This window comes from Iodidimonas sp. SYSU 1G8 (genome assembly GCF_039655775.1).
In the GTDB taxonomy this organism is placed as follows: domain Bacteria; phylum Pseudomonadota; class Alphaproteobacteria; order SMXS01; family SMXS01; genus RI-34.
Genome location: NZ_JBBYXJ010000001.1, coordinates 1,636,315 through 1,662,081 on the forward strand (window position 1 = coordinate 1,636,315; position 25,767 = coordinate 1,662,081).

General features: G+C 64.1%; 27 protein-coding genes. 14 read left to right on the plus strand and 13 right to left on the minus strand.

The genetic code is table 11. The features are described 5' to 3' along the window. Positions 1–68: 68 nt before the first annotated feature. A complete protein-coding gene (locus tag WJU17_RS07745) occupies positions 69–830 on the minus strand; it encodes an SDR family NAD(P)-dependent oxidoreductase (RefSeq protein ID WP_346326755.1) in 762 nt (253 codons plus the stop codon). 170 nt (positions 831–1,000) lie between these two features. Between WJU17_RS07745 and WJU17_RS07750 the strand changes: the two genes are divergently transcribed. The 5 genes from WJU17_RS07750 to WJU17_RS07770 are packed head-to-tail and all read left to right on the plus strand — an operon-like array spanning position 1,001 to position 3,722. Then, positions 1,001–1,315, plus strand: a complete 315-nt coding sequence (locus tag WJU17_RS07750) for a putative quinol monooxygenase (RefSeq protein ID WP_346326756.1) — start codon at positions 1,001–1,003, stop codon at positions 1,313–1,315. Between the two features lie 10 nt (positions 1,316–1,325). Continuing rightward, positions 1,326–1,874 (plus strand): carboxymuconolactone decarboxylase family protein, encoded by a 549-nt coding sequence (locus tag WJU17_RS07755; RefSeq protein ID WP_346326757.1) that lies wholly within the window; start codon positions 1,326–1,328, stop codon positions 1,872–1,874. 16 nt (positions 1,875–1,890) lie between these two features. After that, positions 1,891–2,316 (plus strand): VOC family protein, encoded by a 426-nt coding sequence (locus tag WJU17_RS07760; RefSeq protein ID WP_346326758.1) that lies wholly within the window; start codon positions 1,891–1,893, stop codon positions 2,314–2,316. A 48-nt stretch (positions 2,317–2,364) separates the two neighbouring features. Further along, complete coding sequence (locus WJU17_RS07765) at positions 2,365–3,354, plus strand: NAD(P)-dependent oxidoreductase (protein WP_346326759.1); 990 nt, start codon at positions 2,365–2,367, stop codon at positions 3,352–3,354. 14 nt (positions 3,355–3,368) lie between these two features. Next, the gene (locus tag WJU17_RS07770; RefSeq protein ID WP_346326760.1) at positions 3,369–3,722 is read left to right on the plus strand and encodes a DUF2200 domain-containing protein; all 354 of its coding nucleotides are present in this window, start codon (positions 3,369–3,371) and stop codon (positions 3,720–3,722) included. A gap of 230 nt (positions 3,723–3,952) precedes the next feature. Here the strand turns inward: WJU17_RS07770 and WJU17_RS07775 are convergent, their stop codons facing one another. Then, the gene (locus tag WJU17_RS07775; RefSeq protein ID WP_346326761.1) at positions 3,953–4,177 is read right to left on the minus strand and encodes a hypothetical protein; all 225 of its coding nucleotides are present in this window, start codon (positions 4,175–4,177) and stop codon (positions 3,953–3,955) included. A gap of 284 nt (positions 4,178–4,461) precedes the next feature. Then, positions 4,462–5,703, minus strand: coding sequence for a hypothetical protein (locus WJU17_RS07780; protein WP_346326762.1), 1,242 nt, complete (start codon positions 5,701–5,703; stop codon positions 4,462–4,464). Positions 5,704–6,161: 458 nt separating this feature from the next. On the opposite strand from WJU17_RS07780, the gene WJU17_RS07785 reads away from it, so the two are divergent. Together WJU17_RS07785 and WJU17_RS07790 are read left to right on the plus strand one after the other, a co-directional pair. After that, positions 6,162–7,511 (plus strand): SIR2 family protein, encoded by a 1,350-nt coding sequence (locus tag WJU17_RS07785; protein WP_346326763.1) that lies wholly within the window; start codon positions 6,162–6,164, stop codon positions 7,509–7,511. Beyond that, positions 7,512–9,620, plus strand: coding sequence for a DUF87 domain-containing protein (locus tag WJU17_RS07790; RefSeq protein WP_346326764.1), 2,109 nt, complete (start codon positions 7,512–7,514; stop codon positions 9,618–9,620). Between the two features lie 163 nt (positions 9,621–9,783). Here WJU17_RS07790 and groL read toward each other — a convergent pair whose 3' ends face one another. Together groL and groES are read right to left on the minus strand one after the other, a co-directional pair. Continuing rightward, complete coding sequence (gene groL, locus WJU17_RS07795; protein ID WP_346326765.1) at positions 9,784–11,436, minus strand: chaperonin GroEL; 1,653 nt, start codon at positions 11,434–11,436, stop codon at positions 9,784–9,786. A 23-nt stretch (positions 11,437–11,459) separates the two neighbouring features. Beyond that, the gene (gene groES, locus WJU17_RS07800; protein WP_346326766.1) at positions 11,460–11,774 is read right to left on the minus strand and encodes a co-chaperone GroES; all 315 of its coding nucleotides are present in this window, start codon (positions 11,772–11,774) and stop codon (positions 11,460–11,462) included. 269 nt (positions 11,775–12,043) lie between these two features. On the opposite strand from groES, the gene WJU17_RS07805 reads away from it, so the two are divergent. Then, a complete protein-coding gene (locus WJU17_RS07805; RefSeq protein ID WP_346326767.1) occupies positions 12,044–12,331 on the plus strand; it encodes an usg protein in 288 nt (95 codons plus the stop codon). Positions 12,332–12,413: 82 nt separating this feature from the next. Then, positions 12,414–15,086: a DUF2339 domain-containing protein gene (locus WJU17_RS07810; protein WP_346326768.1), complete on the plus strand. Its 2,673-nt coding sequence runs from the start codon at positions 12,414–12,416 to the stop codon at positions 15,084–15,086. Between the two features lie 33 nt (positions 15,087–15,119). Here WJU17_RS07810 and WJU17_RS07815 read toward each other — a convergent pair whose 3' ends face one another. Then, on the minus strand, positions 15,120–15,896 hold the full coding sequence (locus WJU17_RS07815; protein WP_346326769.1) for an enoyl-CoA hydratase/isomerase family protein: 777 nt from the start codon (positions 15,894–15,896) through the stop codon (positions 15,120–15,122). Between the two features lie 104 nt (positions 15,897–16,000). Between WJU17_RS07815 and WJU17_RS07820 the strand changes: the two genes are divergently transcribed. Then, complete coding sequence (locus WJU17_RS07820) at positions 16,001–17,038, plus strand: low specificity L-threonine aldolase (protein WP_346326770.1); 1,038 nt, start codon at positions 16,001–16,003, stop codon at positions 17,036–17,038. 220 nt (positions 17,039–17,258) lie between these two features. Here WJU17_RS07820 and WJU17_RS07825 read toward each other — a convergent pair whose 3' ends face one another. Both WJU17_RS07825 and WJU17_RS07830 read right to left on the minus strand, forming a co-directional pair. After that, entirely contained in the window at positions 17,259–18,221 is a 963-nt protein-coding gene (locus WJU17_RS07825) for a DMT family transporter (protein WP_346326771.1), read from the minus strand. A gap of 11 nt (positions 18,222–18,232) precedes the next feature. Next, the gene (locus WJU17_RS07830) at positions 18,233–18,643 is read right to left on the minus strand and encodes a TIGR03618 family F420-dependent PPOX class oxidoreductase (protein WP_346326772.1); all 411 of its coding nucleotides are present in this window, start codon (positions 18,641–18,643) and stop codon (positions 18,233–18,235) included. A 189-nt stretch (positions 18,644–18,832) separates the two neighbouring features. On the opposite strand from WJU17_RS07830, the gene WJU17_RS07835 reads away from it, so the two are divergent. Then, a complete protein-coding gene (locus tag WJU17_RS07835; protein WP_346326773.1) occupies positions 18,833–20,122 on the plus strand; it encodes a cytochrome P450 in 1,290 nt (429 codons plus the stop codon). A gap of 11 nt (positions 20,123–20,133) precedes the next feature. Here the strand turns inward: WJU17_RS07835 and WJU17_RS07840 are convergent, their stop codons facing one another. The 3 genes from WJU17_RS07840 to WJU17_RS07850 form a co-directional block, all read right to left on the minus strand. Next, entirely contained in the window at positions 20,134–20,661 is a 528-nt protein-coding gene (locus WJU17_RS07840) for a hypothetical protein (RefSeq protein WP_346326774.1), read from the minus strand. Next, positions 20,658–21,233, minus strand: coding sequence for an NUDIX hydrolase (locus WJU17_RS07845; RefSeq protein ID WP_346326775.1), 576 nt, complete (start codon positions 21,231–21,233; stop codon positions 20,658–20,660). The genes WJU17_RS07840 and WJU17_RS07845 overlap by 4 nt, the downstream gene beginning before the upstream one ends. Positions 21,234–21,300: 67 nt before the next feature. Further along, positions 21,301–22,410, minus strand: a complete 1,110-nt coding sequence (locus tag WJU17_RS07850) for an aldo/keto reductase (protein WP_346326776.1) — start codon at positions 22,408–22,410, stop codon at positions 21,301–21,303. Positions 22,411–22,575: 165 nt separating this feature from the next. Here WJU17_RS07850 and WJU17_RS07855 point away from each other — a divergent pair, with 165 nt between their 5' ends. Then, positions 22,576–23,433, plus strand: coding sequence for an SPFH domain-containing protein (locus tag WJU17_RS07855; protein ID WP_346326777.1), 858 nt, complete (start codon positions 22,576–22,578; stop codon positions 23,431–23,433). Beyond that, positions 23,430–23,744 (plus strand): hypothetical protein, encoded by a 315-nt coding sequence (locus WJU17_RS07860; protein ID WP_346326778.1) that lies wholly within the window; start codon positions 23,430–23,432, stop codon positions 23,742–23,744. The genes WJU17_RS07855 and WJU17_RS07860 overlap by 4 nt, the downstream gene beginning before the upstream one ends. Before the next feature lie 12 nt (positions 23,745–23,756). Here WJU17_RS07860 and WJU17_RS07865 read toward each other — a convergent pair whose 3' ends face one another. Next, positions 23,757–24,641, minus strand: a complete 885-nt coding sequence (locus WJU17_RS07865) for an alpha/beta hydrolase (protein ID WP_346326779.1) — start codon at positions 24,639–24,641, stop codon at positions 23,757–23,759. Continuing rightward, on the minus strand, positions 24,641–25,117 hold the full coding sequence (locus WJU17_RS07870) for a VOC family protein (RefSeq protein ID WP_346326780.1): 477 nt from the start codon (positions 25,115–25,117) through the stop codon (positions 24,641–24,643). Before WJU17_RS07870 ends, WJU17_RS07865 begins: the two co-directional genes overlap by 1 nt. A gap of 122 nt (positions 25,118–25,239) precedes the next feature. On the opposite strand from WJU17_RS07870, the gene WJU17_RS07875 reads away from it, so the two are divergent. After that, positions 25,240–25,767 carry a VOC family protein gene (locus tag WJU17_RS07875; protein WP_346326781.1) on the plus strand — a complete coding sequence of 176 codons (528 nt, stop codon included), beginning with the start codon at positions 25,240–25,242 and terminating at the stop codon, positions 25,765–25,767.

Sequence of the window (25,767 nt, forward strand, 5' to 3'; positions counted from 1 at the left end):
AGCGGGCTCCCGTTAATACGACGAGTGTTATACGAAAACGGCGCTGGCGCAAGCCGGGCCGTTAGGGATCAGCGCGGCGCCATGCGGATCGCGCCGTCGAGGCGGATGGTCTCGCCGTTCAGCATGGTGTTCTGGCAGATCTCACGCACCAGCGAGCCGAACTCTTCCGGCTTGCCGAGACGCTTGGGGAACGGGATCGAGTTGGCCAGCGACTGCAGCACCTCGTCGCGCGCGCGCAGCATCAGCGGCGTGGCGAAGATGCCGGGGCAGATGGTGTTGCAGCGGATGCCCACATTGGCGAGGTCGCGGGCGATGACCAGGGTCATGCCGACGATGCCGGCCTTGGTGGCGGTGTAGGCGATCTGGCCGACCTGGCCGTCGAAGGCCGCGACCGAGGCGGTCTGGACGATCACGCCGCGCTCGCCATCTTCCAGCGGCTCCAGCGTCTGCATTTCGGCGGCCACGAGGCGCGAGCAGTTGAAATGGCCGATCAGGTTGGTGTTCACCACGCGCTGGAAGTCGGCCAGCGCCATCGGGCCGTCCTTGCCGACGATCTTGTTGGCCTTGCCGATGCCGGCGCAGTTGACGAGGATGCGCGGAATGCCGTGCGCCTTCTTGGCGACCTCGATGCCGGCCAGCACGTCTTCCTCGGACGCCACTTCCACCTTGGCGAAGGCGCCGCCGATTTCCGCCGCGACCTTCTGGCCCAGTTCCTCGTTGAGGTCCCACAATGTGACCTTCACGCCATTGGCCGTCAGCTCGCGCGCCGTCGCCGCGCCCAGACCCGATGCGCCGCCGGTGATGATGGCGGACTGTCCCTGCAGTTTCATGTTGGTTCTTCCCTGATGGTTCGGACTGAAAAATTCTTGCCGCTTCCGGATTAAAGGCCGATCGCGCCCATGGCAAGACCCGCCGTTACCGAAAGGTAAAGTCGCAAGCAGCGTTGACTTATCCGGTCTCGCGACGCAGGGTTTGCGGCCTGTGAAACGAGGAGCAAGCCATGACCATCATCATCGGCGCGGAAATCCGCATCGAGCCGTCCGACATGCCGAAAATCCGCGAATTCGCGTCCGTGATGGTCGAAAAGACCACCACGCTCGAGAAGGATACGTGCATCACCTACTCCTTCGCCGAGGACTTCAACGAGCCCGGTCTGGTGCGCATTTTCGAGGTGTGGGAATCGGACGAGGCGCTGGCCGAGCACTTCAAGACCCAGCACATGGCGGACTTCCAGAAGGGCATGGCCGGCATCACCGTGAAGGGCGTGAAGGCCGTGCGGTATGAAGTGTCCAGCTATGGCGACCTGAAGCGCTGAGGGCCCTGACATGAGCATTCCCGGACCCGCGCGCATCGCCCCGCTTGCCGACGACCAGCTTCCCGACTGGATGCAGAATGGCCCGGCCATCCTGCGCGTCAACATCATGAAGACCCTGGCCCATCACGAGGACCTGTTGAAGCCGTGGAACCGGTTCGCCGGCCACATCATGGGCTTCACCAGCACCCTCAACGGCCGCGAGCGCGAGATCCTGATCCTGCGCACCGGCTGGAACCATCAGTCCGACTATGAGTGGGGCCAGCACGTCATCATCGGCCGCAATTCGGGACTTAATGACGACGAGATCCTCGCCATCGCCAAATGGCCGGAAGGCGGCGCCTGGACCGGGCAGGAGACGCTGCTGCTGCAGGCCGCCGACGACCTCTACAAGGACTCGCAGATCAGCGAGGCGACGTGGAACGGCCTTGCGGCGCATTACAGTGAAAAGCAGCTGCTCGACATCATCTTCACCGTGGGCCAGTACACGCTGGTGTGCTTTACCCTGAAGACGGTGCGCGTGCAGCTGGACGACGGCGTCGGCGGCCTGCCGTCGCTGTGATCCGTCCGGGGGCCGAATGGAACAGCGCATCAGCCTGATCACCCTCGGCGTCGCCGATCTCGACCGCAGCCGGGCCTTTTATGAAGGGCTCGGCTGGCGCCGGTCGGTGAAGGATGCCGAGGGCGTGTGTTTCTTCCAGGTCGGCGGCCTGGTGCTGTCGCTGTGGCCCCGGGCCAATCTGGCCGAGGACGCCAACCAGACCGACGATGGCGGCAAGTTCGCGGGCATCGCCCTCGCCTATAACTGCCGCAGCAAGGCCGACGTGGACGCCGTGCTGGCCGAGGCGGTCGCGGCCGGCGCGCGCCTGCTGAAACCGGCGACCGACACGTTCTGGGGCGGCTATTCCGGCCATTTCGCCGATCCCGACGGCTATGCGTGGGAAGTCGCCTGGAACCCGGGCTTCACCCTGAACGACGACGGCAGCATCACCCTGCCCGACTGAGAGCGGCACGGCCACGCGGCGCCGGCCCATTTGCTGGAGAACGAGGCAGTGAACACATCCCAGACACAGAATTCGGCCCGCATCGCCGTGGCCACCATTCCCCGCGCCGCCGGTCTTGCCGCCGGGATCATCGCGGCGCTGCGCGAACACGGCCTCGACGCCGCGCAATATGACGTGAACCGGCTCGACGAGGTGGCGGACATGTCCGAGGTCGAGGTGCTGCTGTCCATCGGCGTGCTGTGCCGCGCGCAGGAGATGGACCGCATGCCCCGGCTGCGCGCCATCGTCTCGCCCGTGCTGGGTTTCGACTGGATCGACGCCGACGAGGCGACGCGCCGCGGCATCGCCGTGTGCAACACCGAGGCGGCCGAGAACCGCGAGGGCATGGCCGAATCGACCATCATGCTGCTGCTCGCCTTGCTCTACCGCCTGCAGGACACCGAGGCGCTGCTGCGCACCAATGCGGGCGCCGACCCGATCAAGCGCCACATCCTGAAGGGCCGCACCCTCGGCATCATCGGCTGGGGCGGCATCACCCGCGAGGTGATCGCCCGGCTGGCCGCCTGGGGCTGTCATTTCATCGTCCACAGCCGCTCGGCGAGCGCGCCGGTGCCCGGCGTGAGCTTCGTGCCGCTCGACGAGCTGCTGGCGCGCGCCGACGCCATCCTGGTGCTGACCAGCCTCAATCCGGCGACGCGCCACATGCTGGGCCGCGAGCAGTTCGCCATGGTTCGCCCCGGCACGCTGCTGGTCAACACGGCGCGCGGCGCGATCATCGACGAGGCCGCGCTGGTCGAGGCATTGAAATCCGGCCAGCTCGGCGCCGCCGCCATCGACGTGTTCGAGAAGGAACCCTGCCCGCCGGATCATCCGCTGCGCGAGTTGCCCAACGTGATCCTGACGCCGCACTGCATCGGCCACAACGAGGAAGCCAAGGAGGCCGGCCCGGGCCTGACGGCGGGCATCCTGAAAACCCTGGCCGAAGGCGGGATGCCGGACAGTTGCCGGAACGCCGAGGCGCTGGCCCGGCGCGATTGACGAGGGAGACCGCCATGACCAGGCACCGCATCTTCGCCGCCGCCGTCGCCAGCGTCTATCCGTTCTACGTGGCCAAGGCCGAGAAGAAGGGCCGCACCAAGGCCGAGGTGGACGAGATCATCCGCTGGCTGACCGGCTACGACGACGACGGGCTGGCAGCCCAACTGGCCGCCGGCACCAGCTTCGAGGATTTCTTCGCCCAGGCCCCTGCCATGAACCCGGCCCGGTCGCTGATCACCGGCAGCGTCTGCGGCGTGCGGGTGGAGACCATCGAGGAGCCGGTGATGCGGGAGATCCGCTATCTGGACAAGCTGGTGGACGAGCTGGCCAGGGGTAAGGCCATGGCCAAGATTTTGCGCGGAACCTGAAACCCGCCGTCACCGAAAATCCCAAAACATCACGTCATCCCCGCGCACGCGGGGACCCAGTCGGGGCCGTCACGCGGCCTCTCGAACCGCACTGTCACGAAAAAGCGATTCCTCGTTGGATCGGGTGCGGCCGTGAGCAAGCAGCCCTACGAAGGTCTGGGTCCCCGCGTGCGCGGGGATGACGATTTTGTGGGTGGGCGCGTCCATTCCCTCATACCGTCCGTCTCGCTCTATTCACTTACCCACTCGCCCGTGAGCATCCATGCCACGAGGTTGAGTAGCGGCCCCATGAACGCATAAGAAAACGCGGCGATCCGGGTACTGCGTCCATAGCCGCGCCGGAGCAGCAACCAGACGAAAATAAGCGGCAACGCAATCAGACCCGCCATCAGGACGAAGCTGATATAGCGTGGTTCTTCGGTCGCCCCTGTTGCCCGATTTTCGACCGTCAGCATGAGTGCATTTCAAATAAGTGATCTGACACAGTAGCCTAGCATAGGCTTCAGACTGGATCGAATTCATCGTCAGCCTCGAGAAAATGAGCGACCCACGTTTAAAATCAGCCGTCATCCCCGCGCACGCGGGGACCCAGTCGGGGCCGTCACGCGGCCTCTCGAGCGCACCGTCACGAAGAAGCGGTTCTTCGTTGGATCGGGTGCGGCCGTGGTCGGCGCGCCCTACGAAGGTCTGGGTCCCCGCGTGCGCGGGGATGACGATAATGGTGGGGACGCGCGCCGCCTCACACCGGCCGGATCAGGGCCTTGTAGCTGTCGGCCAGGTCGTGGCCGAAGAAGGTCTTGCCGATGTTCTCGTAGTGCCGGTACGAGATCAGCGCGTGGTTCGCCGCCTGCTGGGCGTCGCGCAACTGGCGCTCGAGCGGGCTGTCCATGCGGCAGCCGGTGGTGGCGGCGGTGTTGTTGATGACGCCGACGATCTCGCGGCAGGACTGGGCCGCATGGGCGCAGGCGAGCAGCGCGGGCCAGAAGAACTCCCATTCCGGCACCAGCCGCCCGCCATCCTTGGGCAGCGGGCCGAGATGGTCTTCCAGCCGGTCCTGCGTGTCCATGACGAAGGCGCGCGCGGCCATCAGCTTGGCCTGCGCCTCGCCGACGCGGTACTGCACCACGGCCTGGTCCTTCAGCGTGGTGGACAGGCCCCACGGCACCTTGCCCATGGCGAGGTCGATGAAGTTGTCGATGGCGCCCCGGCACACGCCCAGCGCCACCGCCGCCTTGTTGTAGACCGCGTGCGTGGGGTTGCGGTAGGTCGGGTTGGCGTAGAGCTCGCTGGGCGCCAGCGAGCGCGCCGGCAGCAGGTGCTCGGGCGGCACGTACTGGTCCACCATGCGCACGTCATGGCTGCCCGAGCCGCGCATGCCCGACACGTCCCAGGTGTCGACGATCTCGAACTCGCCCCGGGGGAACATGAAGGACGCTTCCGCCGGCTCGCCGGTCGCTTCGTCCTTCACCTGGGCGGCCATCAGATAGTTCCAGGTGGCGTTGGGCGAGCCGCTGGCGAAGCTCCCCTGATAGGTCACCCGCCAGCCGTCGCCGTCGCGGCGGCAGGTGCGGCCGGGATTGGGACCGTTGGGCGGGCCGAGGCCCGAGCACACCAGCGCGTACCAGTCGTTGAAGATTTTCCGCGCCAGGTCGGGCGGCATCTGGCGGATGACGAGGCCGTTGATCTCGGACGAGATCTGCACGCACCAGCCGACCGACCCGTCGATGGCCGAGCACGCCTCGATCACCTCGATCTGCTCGCGCGCCGTCAGGTTCTCGCCGCCCAGCTCGGGCGGCAGCACGTAGCGGTAGATGCCGATATCGGCCATCAGGTTCGACGCCCAGGCCGGCAGGTGCCGCAGCCGCTGCGCCTCGTCGCCCGCCGCGGCGAGCTGGTCGCGAATGCCGGCGATGCGCGCCAGCATGGGCGTTGCCTGCAGCGCCTTCTGGCGCGCGATGATGTCTTCATTGACGATGGCCATGGTGTCTCCCCTAATCGATCATCCGCCCCGAGCGCACGCAGGGCGTCTCGCCCCACGGATACACGGTCACGGATTGCTGCACGGTTTCGCCGACCCCACCGTTTCCCCTACGAAAACGGGCGAAACCGACACTTTCCCCAACAGTCATCCTAGCTGGTAAGGGGCGGGAGGTTGAGCCAAAATTTTGGTCCTTCCAACTATATGCGAACGGCCCCGACTTCAGTGTTCTCCGACATCGCTCAACGTCTGGACGAAGAGGCGCCGAGAGAAATGTTCGCGATAGAAATCGGCCTGCTCCATGCAGCGTACTCTCGGTAAGTTTTCCGGACCGCTCGGTAGGCACCGGAGATTGTGCAGTCGATGCCGCTTTACCGAAAAAAGGAAACTAGCATATCAGCCAAATAAGGTAGAATTTGGCGCGGTAGGTTCACAAATCAGCTCTGCTATTAGGGTATTTGATGACAACAGCTAATACGTTTGAATCAGCCGAATATCAGCTCATTGGCCCAGCAGAAGATGGGAAAATTAGCAACCTTCTAGCTGATAAGTCGGGCAAAGAAGCCCGCCAACGGCTTCAGGCCCTCATTTCAGAATGGCTCAGAATGGAAAACCTCGTCGTTCTGACCGGGGCGGGCACTTCTCACTCGTCAGGTGGGATGTTGATGAAGGATCTTGAGACCAGTGTCTTAGAAACCGTTGCTGCATCTCCAGACATACCGACCAACAGTAGTAGAATAATTATAGCCCGCCAAGCACCGCCAACTGCGGGTGGATTAAAACTAGGCTTCGAAGACTGGCTATCGTATCTCGTGAATGCCGCGCATCTTTCCTCAACAGCCTCATCCCCATTTAGCGGGGTCACTTGGAAAGAGGGGCCTACACCTAGTTCATCAGAACTAAATTGGTTAACCGATCGGATCTCAAAAGCGATATTTCTCGACTGCGCCCTAAGTCTCTGTGAAGGAAGCGGCGCCAGCCAAATCTCCCCTCATCTTTCTTTCTTGGCCAAACTGGTCTCAAGAGATAGCAATCTTGGTCGCTCTCATATATTCACGTTGAATTATGATACTTTATTTGAACAGGCATTTGAATTACTTGGCATCCAATATTTTGATGGATTTACTGGCCGGGCGAATGCACGATTTGATCCCTCCGTGTATGGTCTCGACATTTATTGGCCGGGGGAGGTTGCAGAAGGACGGGTTCGCAGATTCGATAAATTTGTTCATTTCTACAAACTTCACGGGTCCATACATTGGCATATTGATAACAGCGAGCTTAGAGCGCGACACCCTAACTTGCAGGCTCTAAAGGAGTTCGCAACGCTCGACGTCAACGCCAAGGCAGCAAGACTTTCGGAAGTTGCCGGGTTCCTCAATGCGGTTGGGATTTTGCCAACTGCGAACAAGTTTGCACAGACTCTTACGATGCCATTCGCGCACCTATTTCGAGCGTTCCAAATTAGACTGAGCGCCCCTCAAACCTTCTTGCTCGTAATGGGATATGGCTTTGGAGACGACCACGTTACACGGGTAATTGAGACCGCGCTCATGAACCCTTCGCTAATAATGCTGGTTGTAGAACCTGACCCCACCAGCCCGATCATCAAACGCATCGAACGATACAAGGAGTTGGGCAAGCGGGCTTTCGTGCTGACAGCCACGCTTGAAAGCCACAAGGGCAATCCATTTACTCGCGCGACGTTTGACGATTTCGCAACAAACGTCATGCCTGATGTTCAGTGGCTTGACGACTTTTTGCGGCTGCGCCGCTTTGAAAAGCAGATTAGCTCAAGCGGAGATGCTTGAGTGGATAGCCCTCGCGTCATAGGCCATATAGTGGCCGTTCAAGGCTTTCGCGTAAAAGTTGAATTGCTCCCGGATACGAAGTCCGCGATGCGGGCCACTCTAGACGGTGTTCAGGCAGCGGTTTCGATCAATGCATACGTAACGTTTTCCATTGGAGCAGGCCAACTTGTTATAGGGATCATCACAGATCTAGAAGCCCGCGAAAGCTATGATCCTGAGAGTGGCGACGATCTCACGCTTGAACTTATGAAACCTCGCCGAATTGCAAGCATTCAGCTCTTAGGGACCATTGACTTCAGTGGATCACAAGGTGTGTTCAGCCCTGGTATTACAATCCTACCAACCCTAGACACCCCCGCAGAGATCGGTGCTCCCAGAATTCTCAAAGCCGTTTTCGAAACACCGCCGAAGCGCAATAAGCCTGAAAATCACCAAGGTGATGATTACGACTGCGACCTTGATATTGGTCGCCCCACAGGGCAGCCCGCAAATCGAGTGAAAGCATCGTACAATGATCTCTTTTCGCGCCCACTAGCGATCGTAGGCAATACTGGATCAGGAAAATCATTCACCGTATCTAGCATCTTGCAGAAAGGGATGGCGACCTTAGGAAAATTCGGAGATGAGCCCCACATTTTTATTTTGGATGTAAATGGAGAGTATGAACAGGCCTTTAGCACAAATGGTCTTACTCCGGAAAAAAGGCCAGATCATATCTATCTAAATGGCAAACCCTTTGGAATTCCAATCTGGTTTCTAAACGCAGCCGAAATTTGTTCCTGGCTTAGCGCCTCCGAACAGACACAGGAACCGGTACTAAAAGACTGGTGGGCACTGGCCAAAGCGCGCGGTACACAACAACGGTTGGCTACCAATGCGAATTCACTTCATCATGCCATATCGAAGACCCAAGCTCTAATTGCCGCGCTAGATGCAAATAGGCCAAAAAAGCAGGCGTGCGTACAGCTAATGGGCATTATCAAACAGTACCTTGCTAATCGCCAAACAGTAGCATATCCCAAGCTGCGTGATACGCTCTTACCTTATAGGGATCAGTTCAACGAAACGAAGAACGTAGATTGGAGCCCTCCGCAAAACGAACCACAAATTAGAGCTGCAGCAGAAGAGCTAATCACTGAACTGAACGCCATATTAAGCACCGAATTTACGCTAGCAACCCTTAGCTCTACGACAGCGGACAGCCCGCGTTTCATAAGCAGAGGTAGCCTATATGACCCAACGCTAATAGATGACGCAACGTCACCTGAGGATGCAGGCCGGATCGAGGCTCATTTAACGACCCTAAAACTGAGGCTACGCGCCCGTCTAGATGACCCGCGATGGCGTTCGTTTTTCAATTACGAGCAGGACGGCACTAAGATCGAGTCGCTAGAAAGTTGGTTACGCTCGTTTGGGCTCGGAGCCAAGTCAGGCCCGCGCGTTTCTGTGATCGACCTCTCGATGCTCAGCCACGAGGTATTGCCCTATGCGTGTACTATAATTGGTAGAGTGCTGCTTGAGGCGAGAGAGAATCTAAGAGCAACTCAACGTTACAAACATCCATGGGTCTTAGTTCTTGAAGAAGCACATAACTATGCCCGCCCGCCGCGATCAGACGAAGAGAGAGGTCAAACGCTTTCTCGATTGGCTTTCGAGCGCATTGCGAAAGAGGGTCGAAAATTCGGATTTAGCCTCATTGTTGCCAGCCAACGACCAAGTGAAATTAGCCCGACTATTATCAGCCAATGCGCCAATTTTGTAAGCCACAGGCTCCAGAATCCGGAAGACATTGATCATTTTCGGCGAATAATTCCGATGCAGGCGCGAAGATTGCTGGATCAGGTGACCATACTAGCATCAGGAGAGGCGATCGTTTTCGGCAGCGCATTTCATGTTCCCACCAGAGTCCTATTTGACGCTCCCGCTCCTGGACCATACAGTCAAACTGCGGCCCCCTTCCATGAGTGGCAAAGCACCGAAACGTTCCCAATTCAAAGCATCATAGGAGCTTGGGGATTGCAGGCTACCGAACCAGCCGAAGTCCAGGCTGAAAGGACTTCGCAAGACAGAGAAGGCGTCCAGACAAGCGCTGACGATAATCCCTTTTGAAGGCGTGTCTTAACAGCTTCAGATAGTCTTTCTCAGGTAAGTAGACGAAGTGTTATTTCTGCTGGTCGGGAGGCTTCACGCCTAACTTGCCCTGCCCCCAACAAAAAAAGGGCCGCCCTTTCGAGCGGCCCTTTCCGTATCCCTTGCGGGGAGTGGCTTGGACTTAGAAGTCCATGCCGCCCATGCCGCCCATGTCGGGCATGCCGCCGCCCATGCCGCCGCCGGCGCCCTTGGGCTCGGGACGATCGGCCACCATCGCTTCGGTGGTGATCAGCAGCGCGGCCACCGAGGCGGCGTCCTGCAGCGCGGTGCGCACGACCTTGGTCGGGTCGATGATGCCGGCCTTCACCAGGTCGACATAGGTTTCGGTCTGGGCATCGAAACCGAAATTGGTGTCGGTGCTCTCCAGCAGCTTGCCGGCGACAACGGCGCCGTCGACGCCGGAGTTTTCGGCGATCTGACGGACCGGGGCCTGCAGGGCGCGGCGGATGATGTCCACGCCGACACGCTGGTCGTCATTGGCGACCTTGATGTCGGACAGGGCACGCACCGAGTACAGCAGCGCGGTGCCGCCGCCCGGCAGGATGCCTTCCTCGACCGCGGCGCGGGTGGCATTGAGCGCGTCTTCGACGCGGTCCTTGCGTTCCTTCACCTCGACCTCGGTCGCGCCGCCGATCTTGATGACCGCAACGCCGCCGGCCAGCTTCGCGAGACGCTCCTGGAGCTTCTCGCGGTCGTAGTCGGAGGTGGTCTCTTCGATCTGGGCACGGATCTGCGACACGCGGGCGTCGATGGCGTCCTTGCTGCCGGTGCCGTGGACGATGGTGGTGTCGTCCTTGCCGATGGTGACGCGCTTGGCCTGGCCGAGCATGTCGATGGTGACGTTCTCAAGCTTGATGCCGAGGTCTTCGGAGATCACCTGGCCGTTGGTCAGGATGGCGATGTCCTCGAGCATGGCCTTGCGACGGTCGCCGAAGCCCGGCGCCTTCACGGCCGCGACCTTCAGGCCGCCGCGCAGCTTGTTGACGACCAGGGTCGCCAGCGCTTCGCCTTCAACGTCTTCCGAGATGATCAGCAGCGGACGGCCGGACTGGACGACGCGCTCGAGGATCGGCAGCATGGCCTGCAGGTTGGCCAGCTTCTTCTCGTGCAGCAGGATGTAGGGGTCGTCGAGTTCGACCTGCATCTTTTCCGCGTTGGTGATGAAGTAGGGCGAGAGGTAGCCACGGTCGAACTGCATGCCCTCGACGATGTCCACGTCGGTGTCCATGCTCTTGGCTTCCTCGACGGTGATGACACCCTCGTTGCCGACCTTTTCCATGGCGCGGGCCAGCATGGCGCCGACTTCCTTGTCGCCATTGGCGGAGATGGTGCCGACCTGCTCGATTTCCGAGTTGGACGAGACCTTCTTGGAACGGGCCGACAGGTCCTTCACGATGGCCTGCACGGCGAGGTCGATGCCGCGCTTCAGATCCATCGGGTTGTAACCGGCGGCGACGGCCTTGGCGCCTTCGCGCACGATGGCCTGGGCCAGCACGGTGGCGGTGGTGGTGCCGTCGCCCGCGATGTCGTTGGTCTTGCTGGCGACTTCACGGACCATCTGGGCGCCCATGTTCTCGAACTTGTCGAGAAGCTCGATCTCCTTGGCGACGGTGACGCCGTCCTTGGTGATCTTCGGCGCGCCGAAGCTCTTGTCGATCACGACGTTGCGGCCCTTCGGACCCAGCGTCACCTTCACGGCGTCGGCGAGGATATCCACGCCGCGCAGCATCCGCTGGCGCGCGTCCGCGCCGAATTTGACTTCCTTGGCTGCCATTGTTCTCTACTCCCGAAAATGAATTAGGCCGCGGCCTTGGCGGCTGCGCCGGCTTCGACGATGCCCATGATGTCCGACTCCTTCATGATCAACAGCTCCTGGCCGTCGATCTTGACTTCGGTGCCGGACCACTTGCCGAACAGCACGCGATCGCCGGGCTGCACTTCCAGAGCGACGATGTCGCCCTTGTCGTTGCGCGCGCCGGGACCCACCGCGATCACTTCACCCTCGGACGGCTTTTCCTTGGCCGTGTCCGGGATGATGATGCCACCGGCAGTCTTCTCTTCTTCCTTGATCCGCCGAACGACGACGCGATCCTGAAGCGGTTTGAACTTCATCGAGTGAACCTCCTCTTGTTGAAGCCCAGAAATTCTGGATTGCAAAGAAAACGCCCGATTCCCCTGAGGGCGCCTCGACCGCCTATGTAAGGGAGGTTTGGCAGTCGTTCAAGGGGAGTGCCAAAAATAATTGGCAGCCACGGGAACTGATTGCTAACAAATTGATTTGGCAAGAAAAATTTTCCGCGCCCCTTGTCAGCCTACAGCGACTCGGGCACAGTTTTATTGCAGGTGCGTTATGGATATGTGATCAGCCGAGAGGAGGTCCCATGGCTGTCGGGCAACGGCGCGATTATCGCGACATCGAGTTGGTACTCAAGGGTTATCGTCTGGCGACCGCCGAAATCCTGTACCGAATGCCCGACAATCCGGATTTCCTGCAGGCCTATCTCTGGCAGGATTTCGACATGGCGCCGCAATTTCCGGTGCTGCGCAAATTCCTGAAATTCTGGAGCGACAATCTGGACGGGCCGCTGCATTCGGTGCGCGTCGCCTCGACCCAGCTCATGACCCCGGCGGAGTTCCGCGCCGTCGACGGCGTGCTGCGCATTCACTGAGCCGCGTCCAACAGCCTCGACGGGGCGCGCCGGGCGCTCTATCGTCTGACGCCGCCGGACGGACCGGCGACGAGGAGCGGATTTGGACGTTCTCGGCATCCTGATCGGCCTGGCCGTGCTCATCGGCATCCCGGTCGCCGCGCTGGTGGCGCTGGCGCGCACCGCGACGTTGCAGCGCGAGATGATGGCGTTGCGCCGGGAAGTCGCGCTGCTGAAGCAGGCGGCGCAAGGCACGGCGCCCGTCACCCGGCCAGCCGTGCCGGTGACACCGGTCGCGGCGGCGCCGGTGACAGCCGCGCCCGTCACCACCGCGCCGCTGGTGGCGGCGGCGGCGGCGGCCGAGCCTGCCGTTCCCCCGCCTGATCCCGTTCCGCCGCCCAAGCCGCGTCCGGCACCGGCGGAAAAGAAATCCGCCGAGGGACAGCTGACCTCGCGCTGGATGGTGTGGATCGGCGGCCTCGCCCTCGCGCTGGGCGGCGTGTTCCTGGTGAAATATTCCATCGAGGCCGGCTATCTCGGGCCGCTGGTGCGGGTCGCGCTGGGCGTCGCCGCCGGTCTCGGCATGCTGGCGGCGGGCGAAGCGGCGCGGCGGCATCCGTCGCGGCGTCCTTCGGCGGTACCGTTCGCGCAGGCCGACTACATTCCCGCCGTGATCACCGGCGCGGGCTTCCTGACCCTGTTCGCCAGCGTCTATTCGGCCCATGCGCTGTACGATCTGCTGCCATCGGCGGCGGCCTTCGTCCTGCTGGCGGTGGTGGGCCTCGCCGCCATCGCCGTGTCGCTGCTGCACGGGCAGGCCATGGCGCTGTTCGGCCTGATCGGCGCCATGACCGTGCCGCTGCTGGTTGCGTCCGACACGCCGCAGCCGCTGGTGCTGTTCGGCTATCTGGCCGTCGTCACCGGCGCGCTGGCCGCCATCGCGCGGCTGCGCCGCTGGTGGGCGGTGCTCGCCGCCGCCATGGCCGGCGCGGCGCTGTGGGTGGTGCTGTGGCTGGCCGGACAGGCGCCGCCGCAGCCGGCGGTGCTGGGCCCGTTCCTCCTGCTGCTCGCCGTGCTGCCGTTGTGGACGCTGTGGCCGACCGCCGATGCCGAGCGCGCGCCCGGCGCGCTGTCGCTATCGCTGCCGGACTATGTGGTCGCGGCGTCCGGCGCGGTGGTGGCGCTGCTGTGCCTGCTGCTGGTGCGCTGCGACCTCTACAGCACATTGTCGCTGGCGACCCTGGGCGCGGTGAGCGTGCTGTTCCTCGCCGCCGCCTGGCGCATCCCGGCGTGGCACGCGCTGCCCGTCGCCGCGGCCGTCGCCGTGCTGGCGGTGCTGGCGCTGTGGCACGTGCCGGTGCTGTTCAACCCGTATGCAGGCGCGGATGCCGAGATCGCCGCGCTCAACCCGGTGGTCTCGCCCGCGTTCGCCCGCTTCACCGGCGTGGCGGCGGCGTTCGCCGTCCTGTTCGGGGCGGGCGGCTTCGCGGCGCTGGGCCGGGGGCGCAGGCTGGGTTACTGGGCGGGCCTGTCGGCCGCGCTGCCGGTGCTGATCCTGTTCGTCGCCTATTGGCGCTGGACCGGCTTCCGCTCGGACGCCGGATGGGCGGCCATCGCCGTCGCCCTCGCCGCGCTGGCGACCTTCGCGGCGGAGCGGCAGCGGATGTCGCGCCCGGTGCTGGGCGCCTATGCGGCCGGCGCGGTCGCCGCGCTCAGCCTGGCGCTGGCCATGATCCTGCGCGAGGCGTGGCTGACGGCGGCGCTGTCACTGCAACTGCCGGCGCTGGCGTGGATCGCGCGCCGCCTCGACCTGCCGGTGCTGCGCGCCGTCGCCGCCGCGCTCGCCGCCGTGGTGCTGGTGCGGCTGCTGGCCAATCCGGCGCTGGTCGAGTATCCGGCGGGCGGCTGGTTCGTGCTCAACTGGGTGCTCTATGGCTATGGCGTGCCGGCCCTCGCCTTCTGGACCGCCGCGCGGATGCTGCTGACCCAGCGCGACGGGCTGAGCGTGACCTTGCTGGAAGCCGGCGCCGCCGCGTTCGTGACCTGCCTCGTCAGCCTGCAGATCCGGGTGATCTTCGCGGGCGGCATGGCCGCGCCCTATGACAGCCTGTTCGAGGCCAGCCTGCAATCGGCGGCATGGCTGGGCATGGGCTATGCGCTCTATGCCCGGCAGGGGCTGCGCGCGCGGCCCGCGCTCAACGCCGCGTCCATGGTGCTGCGCGCCGCCGGGGCGGCGCATCTGCTGCTGGTGCAGGTGCTGTACCTGAACCCGCTGTGGACGCACGCGCCGGTCGGCACGATGCCGGTGCTCAACACGCTGGCGCTCGCCTATCTGCTGCCGGCGGGCTTCGCCGGGCTCTATGCCTTAAGCGCCGCGCGGCGCGGCGACGGACTGATGTTCCGCATCGCCGGGGTTGCCGCCCTGCTGCTGGCGCTGCTGTGGCTCAGCCTGGAGGTGCGGCACATCTTCCAGGGCCCGTATCTGAACGGGCCGGGCGTCACCAATGCCGAGAACTATACCTATTCGGCGGTGTGGATGCTGTATGGCGCGGTGCTGTTCGCCGCCGGCCTGCGCTGGCGCAGCCAGGCGCTGCGGCTGGCGTCGCTGGCCATCTTCATGCTGACGGCGGCCAAGGTGTTCCTGCTCGACACCAGCAACCTCAGCGGCATGCTGCGGGCGCTGTCGTTCCTGGGCCTGGGCGGCGCGCTGCTGGCCGTCGCCTATCTGTCGCAGCGGCTGGTGCAGCGCCCGGCAGCGGGCGCCGATCCGGAGTGACCGGCGCTCCGCGACGGAGCGCCGGGGTAGCGATCAGCGGCCAGTGAAGACCGGCTTGCGCTTTTCGACGAAGGCGCGCATCGCCTCCCTGGAATCCTCGGTCTTGCCGAGCTGGCCGGTCATGCCCTGCTCGAAGCGGTAGCCGTCGCGCAGGCTCATTTCCTCGATCTGGTTCAGCGAATGCTTGGCGAGGCGGCTGGCGATGGGGCTCTTGGACGCGATCTCGCGCGCCAGACCCATGGCGACGTCCATCAGGGTCTCCGGCGTGGTGCATTCCTCGACGATGCCGAGGCGGTACAGTTCCGGGCCATAGACGCGCAGGCCGGTCAGCATCATCCGGCGCAGGCGCGAATGGCCGAACAGGCGCTGGGCATGGCGGCCGCCGCCGAGCAGGCCGACATCGATCTCCGGCAGGCCGAGGCAGCCCTTTTCCGACGCGACCAGGATGTCGCAGGACGCCGCGATGGCGAGGCCGCCGCCCAGCGCCGGGCCGTTGATCGCCGCGATCACCGGCTTCTGGCATTCCATGATGCAGTGATAGGCCTCGCGCGCGCGGCGGCTGCCCTGCCAGTGATCGCCGGGCTTGCGCTCGACGCCGACCCGCGACTTGATGTCGGCGCCGGCGCAGAACACCTTGCCCGCGCCGGTCAGCACGGCGACCCGCACTTCATCGCGGTCGCTCAGGCTGTCGAAGGTCCACATCAGCTCGTCCAGCACCTGGGTGCTGTGCGCGTTGACGGGCGGGTTGTCGATGGTGACGAGCGCGATGTGCCCTTCGACCAGCTCGGTCTTGATCAGTTGCGGTTCCATGCAGTCTCCCCGGAGGTTGCGGCGCCGGCGGTCCCGGCATCGGACCTTGCGCCTTCATTGATGACTGCTACGTTAGCCGTCCCGCCCATGAACGAGAAGGGGTCATGAACGTCCTCCCGCGAAGCTTCCTGAGCGACAATGCCTCGGGCGTGTCACCCGAGATTCTCGCCGCCATCGCGCGCTGCAACGACGGCGCCGTGCCCGGCTATGGCGCCGATCCGCTGACCGCCGCTCTGACCGAGCGCTTCGCCGCGTTCTTCGAGCGCGAGGTCGCCGTGTTCCTCGTCGCCACCGGCACCGCCGCCAACGCCCTGTCGTTGGCCGCCTGTTGTCCGCCCTGGGGCGCGGTGCTGTGCCACCGCTTCGCCCATGTGATCCGCGACGAATGCGGCGCGCCCGAATTCTACACCGCCGGCGCCAAGCTGTGTCCGGTCGAGGGCGAGCATGGCCGGGTGACGACCGAGACGCTGGAGGCCGCCTATCGCGGCTTCCGGCTGAACGATCCGCACCAGACCCAGCCCGGCGGCGTCAGCCTGTCGCAGGCGACCGAAGCCGGCACGGTCTATCCGGCCGATGAGATCGCGGCGATCGCGGAGTGGACGCATGCGCGGGGCATGAAGCTGCACATGGATGGCGCGCGCCTCGGCAACGCGCTGGTGTCGCTGGGGATCAGTCCGGCGGAGATGACCTGGAAGGCCGGGGTGGACATCCTGTCCTTCGGCGCGACGAAGAACGGCGCCCTCGCCGCCGAGGCGATCATCGTGTTCGATGCGGCGCTGGCCAAGGACATGGCCTATCGCCGCAAGCGCGCCGGCCAGCTGCTGTCCAAGTCGCGGTTCTTCGCCGCCCAGCTGCTCGCCTATCTGGAAGACGACCTGTGGCGCCGCAATGCGTCACACGCCAACGAAATGGCGCGTCGCCTCGCCGATGGCCTCGCCGGCCTGCCGGGCGTCTCGCTCGCCCATCCGGTGGAGATCAACGAAGTCTTCGCCTGCCTGCCCGATGCCATGGCGGAGGCTCTGCGCGCGGCGGGCTGCCTGTTCCTCGACTGGCCGACCGCCGGCCCCGGCGGCCGCCGCTTCGTCACCAGCCCGGCAACGCCGGCCGAGGACGTCGCCGCCTTGCTGGCCGCCGCCCGCTGACCAAGCCAGCCATGGCCCCCTGGAAGCCAGGGAGCCATGGCGGCGCCACATCGGTCTTTCGGCCCGAAATTCCGCGCGGCTTCTGCCGGCCCTCGACCCAGCGTCCCTCGCCGCTGGGTCACCGATGCGCGGCAGCAGCGCCTCGCGCATCGGGCACTGATGATTTGTGCCGGCAATCGTGCGACCGCGCGGCGGAAATCAGGCATTTTCGTGTCGGTCGTTACGCTTCCGGTAGAATGTCGCGGTCGCGCCGAAGACGTCCCTCCCTGGCAAGATGCGCCTCGCGCAGGGTCAGATAGACCGTGCTGCAGAAGATCACGACGCCGCCGATCCAGACCCAGGCGTCGGGCAGTTCACCGAACGCCAGATAGCCGATCAGCGCGGCCCAGATGAATTTGACGAAGTCGAACGGCATGATGGCGCTGGCGTCGGTCATCCGCAGCGCCTGGGCCATGGCCAGTGTACCGGCCGTGCCGAGCACGCCGGTCAATCCCATCCACAGCAGCTGGGTGGCATCGGGCCAGCGCCACACGAAGAAGGCGGGAATCGCCGACAGCAGGGCAAGCATGATCGAGGACCAGACGGTGATGTTGAGCGGCGATTCCGTGCGCGACTGCACCTTGATGATCATCAGCGCCGCGCCCCATGCCGCGGTACCGAACAGCACGATCAGCGTGCCCTGGTTCATGTCCTCGGATCCCGGCCGGACGATCATCAGGGCGCCGACGATGCCGATGGCCAGGGCGATCAGCCGGCGGGCGCGCAGCCGCTCCTTGAGCAGGATCGCGGCATAGACCGTGACGAACAGCGGCAGGGTGAAGCCCAGCGACGCCACATCGGCCAGCGGCGTGACGCTGACCGAATAGAAGAAGCACAGCATGGACACCACGTTGACCACGCCGCGCAGTAGATGAAGATGGAACCGGTTGGTGCGGACCGCGTCGGTCCAGTTGCGCAGGATCAGCGGCGCCAGCGCGACCAGCCCGAAGATGTTGCGAAAGAACGCCACCTCGAACGGGTGGATGCCGGAATGGGCGACATGCCGGATCACCGCGTTCATGGACTGGAACATCAGCGCGGCGAAAATCATCAGGCACACCGCGCGCGGCAGCGGCGGCAGGTCGCGCACGAAGGCCTGCGCGCGGTCCGCGAAACCGGCCCGCGCCGGTGACTGCCCGTCCATCCGGGCGCGTCCTAGCGGATGACGCCGTAAACCTTTTCGGGATGGATGCGCAGGATCACCCGATCCTGGCTGTCGAGCCAGCCTTGCAGGTCCTCGGGCTCCTTCCAGCCGGAATCCGCAATGTTGGCGAACACCAGCTTGGTCATGGCCACGAGATCGTCCTTCTCGACGGTGGCGCGGCCCTCGACTGTGACGAAATTGAAGGGCGCCGCGTCGGTCGTGCAGCACAGCGCCACCCGGGCGTCGCGCTCCAGCGACTTGCGCTTGAACGTATGGCCGGGCGTGCTGACCACCAGCGTGTCGCCGTCGCGGGCATAGGCCACGAAGGTGCTGGAGGGCGTCCCGCTCTTGCGCAGCGTGGTGATGACCGCCCAGCGATGCTCGGTAATGAACTGATCGAACTTGGGATCGGTACCGATCATGAAAAGTCCCCTTCTTCGCGTTTCGGGCGCAGCCTAACCATTCACGCGTGCTGGAAAAAGACAAACTTCGCTCGGAACACTGCACTGAAGAAAATCCGAAAAATTCATTGTCTCGCGGGCGGTGAACGTCATACTGGCCTTACTGCCGCTGCCGGGGAGGCGCGGCACGCCCAAACGGAGGATTTTCGCATGAGCACCGTGGCCGACAAGCCGTCGAGCGTCGCCGACATCAACCTGTTCGATCCCGCGACCCTGATCGATCCCTGGGATGCCTATGAGCGTCTGCGCAACGAGGCGCCGGTCCATTTCATGCCGACCATGGGCGTCCACGTGGTGACACGCTACGACCTGCTGATGCAGGTGCTCAAGGACACGGACACCTATTCGAGCCAGTTCGGACCGTTTCTCAACGGCACGCGCCAGATGTGGCTGCAGAACGCGCCGGAGTCCGTTCGAAACAAGTTCCTCGAAATCTCGGCCGGCATGCTGCCGCCGACGGACACGCTGCTGACCGCCGACCCGCCGACGCACAAGAAGTACCGCTCGCAGGTGGACCGGGTGTTCACGGCCGGCAACGTGCGGAAGATGGAGCCGTACATCCAGCAGATCATCGACGAGACCATCGACAGCTTCATCGACAAGGGCGAGGTGGACTTCATGGAGGCCTTCGCCCTGCCCGTGCCGCTGCGGATCATCGCCGACCGGCTGGGCGTGGCGCCCGAGGATCGGCCATTCTTTTATGAAGGCGCGACGGTCGCGGCCTCGGGCCTGCGTCTGACCAGCCATGACGACGAGGAACTGCTGCGCCGGGCGCAGGTGATGGTCGACCTGCAGAACTACATGGTCGGGCTGGTCGAGGCGCGCCGCAAGGACCCGCGCGACGACATGTGCACCATCCTGGGCGAAGTCCGGCTCGAGGACGAGGACAGGCCGCTGAACGCCGCCGAAACCTGGAGCATTCTCAACCAGTTCCTGGTCGCCGGACACGAGACGACGACCAGCACGTTTGGCTGGGGCATGCTGCTACTCTGCCGCAACCCGGCGCTGCAGGACCGTATCCTGGGCGATCCCAAGGCCATCCGCACCTTCTGCGAAGAAGCGCTTCGCCTCGAAGCGCCGGTGCAGGGACTGCCGCGGGTCGTCACGAAGGACACCGAACTGGGCGGCGTGCCGCTGAAGGCGGGTTCGATGCTGATGCTGCGCTACGGCGCCGCCAATCGGGACGAACGGCATTTCGAGTGCCCGGTTGAGGTGAACGTGGAGCGCAAGAACGCGGGATCGCAGCTGGCGTTCGGTTCAGGCATTCACCACTGCGTCGGCGCGCCGCTGGCGCGGCAGGAGTTGAACCTGGGGTTCCCCGCCCTGCTCGCTCGGATGAAGAACTTCCGCCTCGCGCCCGGTCATGAACAGCCCAAGGCCGAGCCGAGCGTGATCCTGCGCAGCCTGCCGGAGCTCTACATCCAGTTCGACAAGAGGTAAGCCACGCCCCTTCAGGGCATGACGCGCCAGCCGGTGATGTCGGTCAGGAACGCATCGCCACGCATTTCCACCGTGCTGCAGATGGTCTTGCTGGCATCCTTGGGGTCGGTGGTGCGGGCGTATTTGTACTTGTCGAGCGCGCACAGGTCGCGCCTGAAGGTGCCGACGAACTCCATGCGCTTGCGGTTGTAGGAGCCGGCCAGCTTCAGGAAGCCCTCGGGATAGTCCATGCCGATCATGGCACGCCCGCAGGAGCCGATCCGCTTGGGATAAAGCTCGTGATGCAGATTGTTGTTGCGCGGCTCGACCAACGGCACGCCCTGGACGCGGATTTTCTGACCGTCATATTTCTCGGGCGAGCAAACCACTTCGCCGAGTGCCACCAGAGGAATATCCGGGAACGGCGACCTGCCGTCATCGACCACGGGCTGAACCGCGTCGAACTTCGGCTGATCGATTCGGTCCACATCGCCGGTGATCCCGCCGCACGCGGCCAGCATGCCGGCCGCCGCCATACTCAACAGCCCCCGAAACTTCATGATCCTTGGCTCCGCAACCAGTAAAGGGCGAGCAGGGTCTTGGCGTCGGCGAAACGCCCGTCATCCGCCCAGCGATAGGCCTCATCCACCGTCAGCTCGACCAACCTGATGTCCTCATGACCGTCGCCGGGCGCATGGCCCGGATCGCCATCGACCTCGACATCGAACAGGTGCATGCGCTCGTCCGTATAGCCCGGCGAGACGAAGAAGCTGGTCACCGGCACGACGGACAACGCCTCGTAGCCGGTTTCCTCCGTCAACTCGCGCCGCATCGCTTCCTCGGCGGTTTCGCCCGCGTCGATCTTCCCGGCACAGATTTCGACCACCCAACCATTGCCCTTACCGGCGGAGGCAAGCCGGAACTGGTCGACGAAGATCAGCGTGCCGCGCGTCCGATGCCGCACCAGCGCCACGGAGGCATCCTGCCGCCGCACGACGTCGCGCGTCATCCGCTCGCCGAGGCCGCCCGAGAACTGTTCGAACCGGACGGTGACGTGGTCGACCTGCAACCAGCCGTCCAGAACGCGGGCCTGGGTGATGATCTCGTACTTGCTGGGGTGTTTGTCGGTCATGGCCAAGGCTTAACATACCCGGCGGAACGCGCGCCACCGCTCCATGACCGACACACGCGCCGCGTGCCTACTTCTTGGCCTGCTGCGCGGCCTTGTACTTTTCGATGTTGCTGATGGTTTCGCGGAAATTGTCGTGCGCCTGCTCCACGTTCGGGCGGCGGCGCAGCGACTTGTCGTGGATCTCGGGTGCGACATAGCCATCGTCATCGTGGCTGATGTTCGTACCGGGCGGCACGATGGCATCGATGGCGTCCAGCGTCTCCTGCGACAGGGTCACGTCGGCGCCGGCCAGCAGGCCCTCCAGCTGGTCGAAGGTGCGCGGACCAATGATCGCCGACGTCACGGCCGGATGCGCCGTCACGAAGGCCAGCGCCATGTGCATCAGCGAAATGCCGGCCTCCTTGGCGACCAGATCCAGTTTCTCGATCAGGTCCAGCTTGCGCTGGTTGTCGGCACGGTTCATGTCGTAGAGGTGCGGCTGCAGGTTCTGGCGCTGGGTATCGTTCGGCGTGGCTCCGCGCCGCCACTTGCCGGTCAGCCAGCCCTGCGACAGGGGCGACCAGACGATGGCGCTCATGCCGTAACGCTGCACCGTCGGCAGCACGTCGGCCTCGATCCGGCGGGCGAAGATGGAATAGGGCGGCTGTTCGGTCCGGAACCGCTCGCGGTTGCGCTTTTCCGCGACCCAGTGGGATTCGACGATCTGTTCGGCCGGAAAGGTCGAGCAGCCGATGTAGCGCACCTTACCCTGATGCACGAGATCGGACAGCGCGCCCAGCGTCTCGTCGATATCGGTGGCGCTGTCGGGACGGTGGACCTGATACAGGTCGATATAGTCGGTGCCGAGACGGCGCAGGCTGTCCTCGGCGGCCTTCATGATCCAGCGGCGGGAATTGCCCTTCATGTTCGGATTGGCACCGCCCATGGGCAGGCTGAACTTGGTCGCCAGCACCACGTCGTCGCGCTTGCCCTTCAAGGCGGTGCCCAGGATCGTCTCGGACTCGCCGTGGGAATACACGTCGGACGTATCGAAGTAGTTGATCCCCGCGTCCAGCGCCCGGTCGACCATCTGGCTGCATTCGCCCTGGTCGCCATTGCCGAAATACCCGAACATGCCGGCGCCGAAGCAGAACTTGCTCACATGCATGCCGGTGCGGCCCAGAACCCGCATTTCCATCGTGTCTCTCCCCTGTTCATTCACGCGTGATTGTGCGGGCGATTAGAGCAGGTCGAACGGCGGGCCGCAATGGGCTGCGCGCGCCATCACGGAGTTGCAACTTGCCAAAGGAAAGCGGCGGGGGCTCTAATCGCGGAACTCTGTTTCGCCCTGCGAGAGACCAACATGGAAGCTGCTCTGGTTCTGGCCGTCCTGCTCATCGTCATCGCCCTGATGGGCGTGAAGATCGTGCCGCAGAGCGAGAAATACGTGGTCGAGCGGCTCGGCAAGCTGCACGCGATCCTGGGCCCGGGCCTGAACATCATCGTACCGTTCATCGACTCGGTGAAGCACAAGATTTCCATCCTGGAGCGCCAGCTTCCCAGCATCGAGCAGGACGCGATCACCCGTGACAACGTGCTGATCAAGGCGTCAATCGTGGTGTTCTACCGGATCGTCTCGCCGGAAAACACGGTGTACCGGATCAGCAACATCGACCAGGCCGTCGCGACCACGGTCGCGGGCATCGTACGGTCCGAGCTGGGCAAGATCGACCTGGACGAGGTGCAGTCCAACCGCGGCCCGCTGAACGCCTCGATCAAGGTGCAGCTGGCCGATGCGACCGACGACTGGGGCATCGAGGTGACGCGGGCGGAAGTGCTGGACGTCAACCTGGACGCCCAGACGCTGGACGCCATGCTGCAGCAGCTGAACGCCGAGCGCGCCCGCCGCGCCGCCGTGGCCAAGGCCGAGGGCGAGAAGCGCGCCATGGAACTGAAGGCCGAAGGCGAGCTGTTCACGGCGCAGCGCATGGCCGAAGCCAAGCGCATCCAGGCCGACGCCGACGCCTATGCCACCAATACGCTGGCCGCCGCCATCCGCGAGAACGGCATGGAGGCGGTTCAGTTCGAGATCGCCAAGCGCCAGATCGACGCCATGGGCCATCTGGCCGCCAGCAGCGGCGCCCGCACCATCATCCTGCCCACCGATCTGGCCGACGCCTTCGGCGCCGCCGCCAAGATGTTCGCGAACAAACAGCCATGAGCCACGACTATTTCCTGCATCCCGTCGCCTGGCTGACCGTCGGCCTGATCTTCGGCGTCATCGAGGTGCTGGTGCCCGGTTACCTGTTCCTGGGTTTCGCGACGGGCGCCATCTTCATGTCCGCCATCCTGTTCATGGGTGCGGAAGGGCTGTTCACCGGGCTCGGCGGACTGGCCTATCTCATCGCCTTCTACGCAGCGATCAGCCTCGCCAGCTGGTTCCTGCTGCGCAAGGTGCTGAAGGCCGGCGCCGATGCCCGCAAGGTGGAGCGGGACATCAACGAAGACCCGTACAAGGGCGCGAAGGACTGAGCTGTCCTAATCTTACGCGCTGAAGAACTCGGCGATGGCCCTCGCCGTCTGCTCCGGCGCTTCCTCGGGGCAGAAATGGCCCCCTGGCACGCCGTGGCCGCGCACGTCCGTGGCCCAGCGCTTCCAGGTGCCGACCATGCGCTCCTCGTCCCACTTGCCGCCTCGGTCGCCCCACAGGATCAGGGTCGGACAGCCGATCTTCTCGCCGGCATCCCGCGTCGCCTCGTCAATGGCGCAGTCGATGGTCGCGCCGGCGCGGTAGCAGTCGGTCGTCGCCCGGATCGTCTCCGGGTTCGAGAAGCAGCGGACATATTCCGCCATGGCCGCCGGATCGAAGCGGGCATCGGGTCCCGCCCAGGACGCCATGGAATGACGAAGGTAGAATTCCGGGTCGGCGCCGATCAGCTTTTCCGGCAGCGGCGCGGGCTGGGCGAGGAAGAACCAGTGATACATGGCGACCGCCGCCTTGCGGTTGGCCGATGCCGCGTATTGTTCGATGGTCGGCAGCACGTCGAGGATGCACAGCTTCGCGACCCGGTCGGGATGATCGAACGCCATGCGGTAGGATACGCGCGCGCCCCGGTCGTGCCCGGCGACGCAGAAGCGGTCGAAGCCCAGCGCCCGCATGACCTGGACATTGTCAGCCGCCATGGTCCGCTTGGCATAGCCCACGTGATCGGCACCCGCCGGCGGCTTGGCGCTGTCGCCATAGCCGCGCAGGTCCGGCACCACCACGGTGAAGCGCTCGGCGAGCACGGGGGCGACCAGATGCCACATGACATGGGTCTGCGGATAGCCGTGCAGCAGGAGCACGGGCGGTCCCGAACCGCCTGTGACCAGATTGATCTCGGCGCCATCGACCGGGACGCGCCGCCGTTCGAAACCATCAAAGAACATCAGACGTCCAGGTAGAAGGCGTGGTTGGGATCGAGGATTTCCTGCAGCTCGATCAGATTGCCTTCCGGATCGCGGCCATAGGTGGCGCGGATCGAGCCGTTGCCCAGTTCCTCGCGGGTTGGCGGCGGACAGTTGAAGGTCATGCCGAGCGTCTTCATGCGTTCGTACTCATAGTCGATGTCGGTCACGTCGACGCAGAAATGGGTGTAGCCGTGATCGCTGGGCGGCCGCTTCGGGTCGACGGGCTTTCCCTCGGGCGTGATGTACTGGAAGATTTCGATGTGGGTGTTGCCCGCCTTCATCATCACCTGCCGGCAGGACGAATCCTTCAGCCCGACGATGGTGTCGATGCGCGTCGAGCCCTTTTCCCAGCCCATGGTCGCCACCACCTCGAAGCCGAAGCCTTCCCGGTAGAAGTTCACCAGACGGTCGATGTCGCTGGTCGCCAGCGCCACGTGATGGATACCCCGGATCATTTCATGCTCCCCTGACTAAAATCCCGTTTCGCCACGTTGGACGGCGGATCGCGCCCGGTCAAGCCGGGTCTTTCCAGCCGCGCGGCGAGTGCCTAGACTGCGGCGCAACAGGGGAGAGACCAATGACCAGTTTCATCAAACGGCCCGTCGCGCAGATCGCCTATGTGGTGGATGACGTTCGCGCCAGCGCGCGGAAAATGGCGCAGGCGCTGGGCGCCGGCCCGTTCTTCATCGGCGAGAGCATCCCGCTCGCCCATTGCCTGTACCGGGGCCGGGAGATGCCGCTGGATCACACCAATGCCTGCGGCCAGTGGGGCGACGTGATGATCGAGCTGGTGCAGCAGAACAATGACGGCCCGTCCGCCTTCCGCGACATGTATCCGAAGGGCAGCGAGGGCATGCATCATGTCGCCACCTTCGTCGAGGACTTCGACGCCGAGGTGGCGCGCTATGCCGCGCTGGGCTGCGAGGCGGCCAACATCGCCACGACGGAAGGCGGCAACATCCGCTTCGCCTATATTGACGCGCGGCCGCTGTGCGGCCACATGATCGAGTTCTATCAGGACTCCGAGGTGATCCGGGGTTTCTACAAGATGGTGAAGGACGCGTCGCTGACCTGGGACGGGACGAACCCGATCATCGAGCGCTGA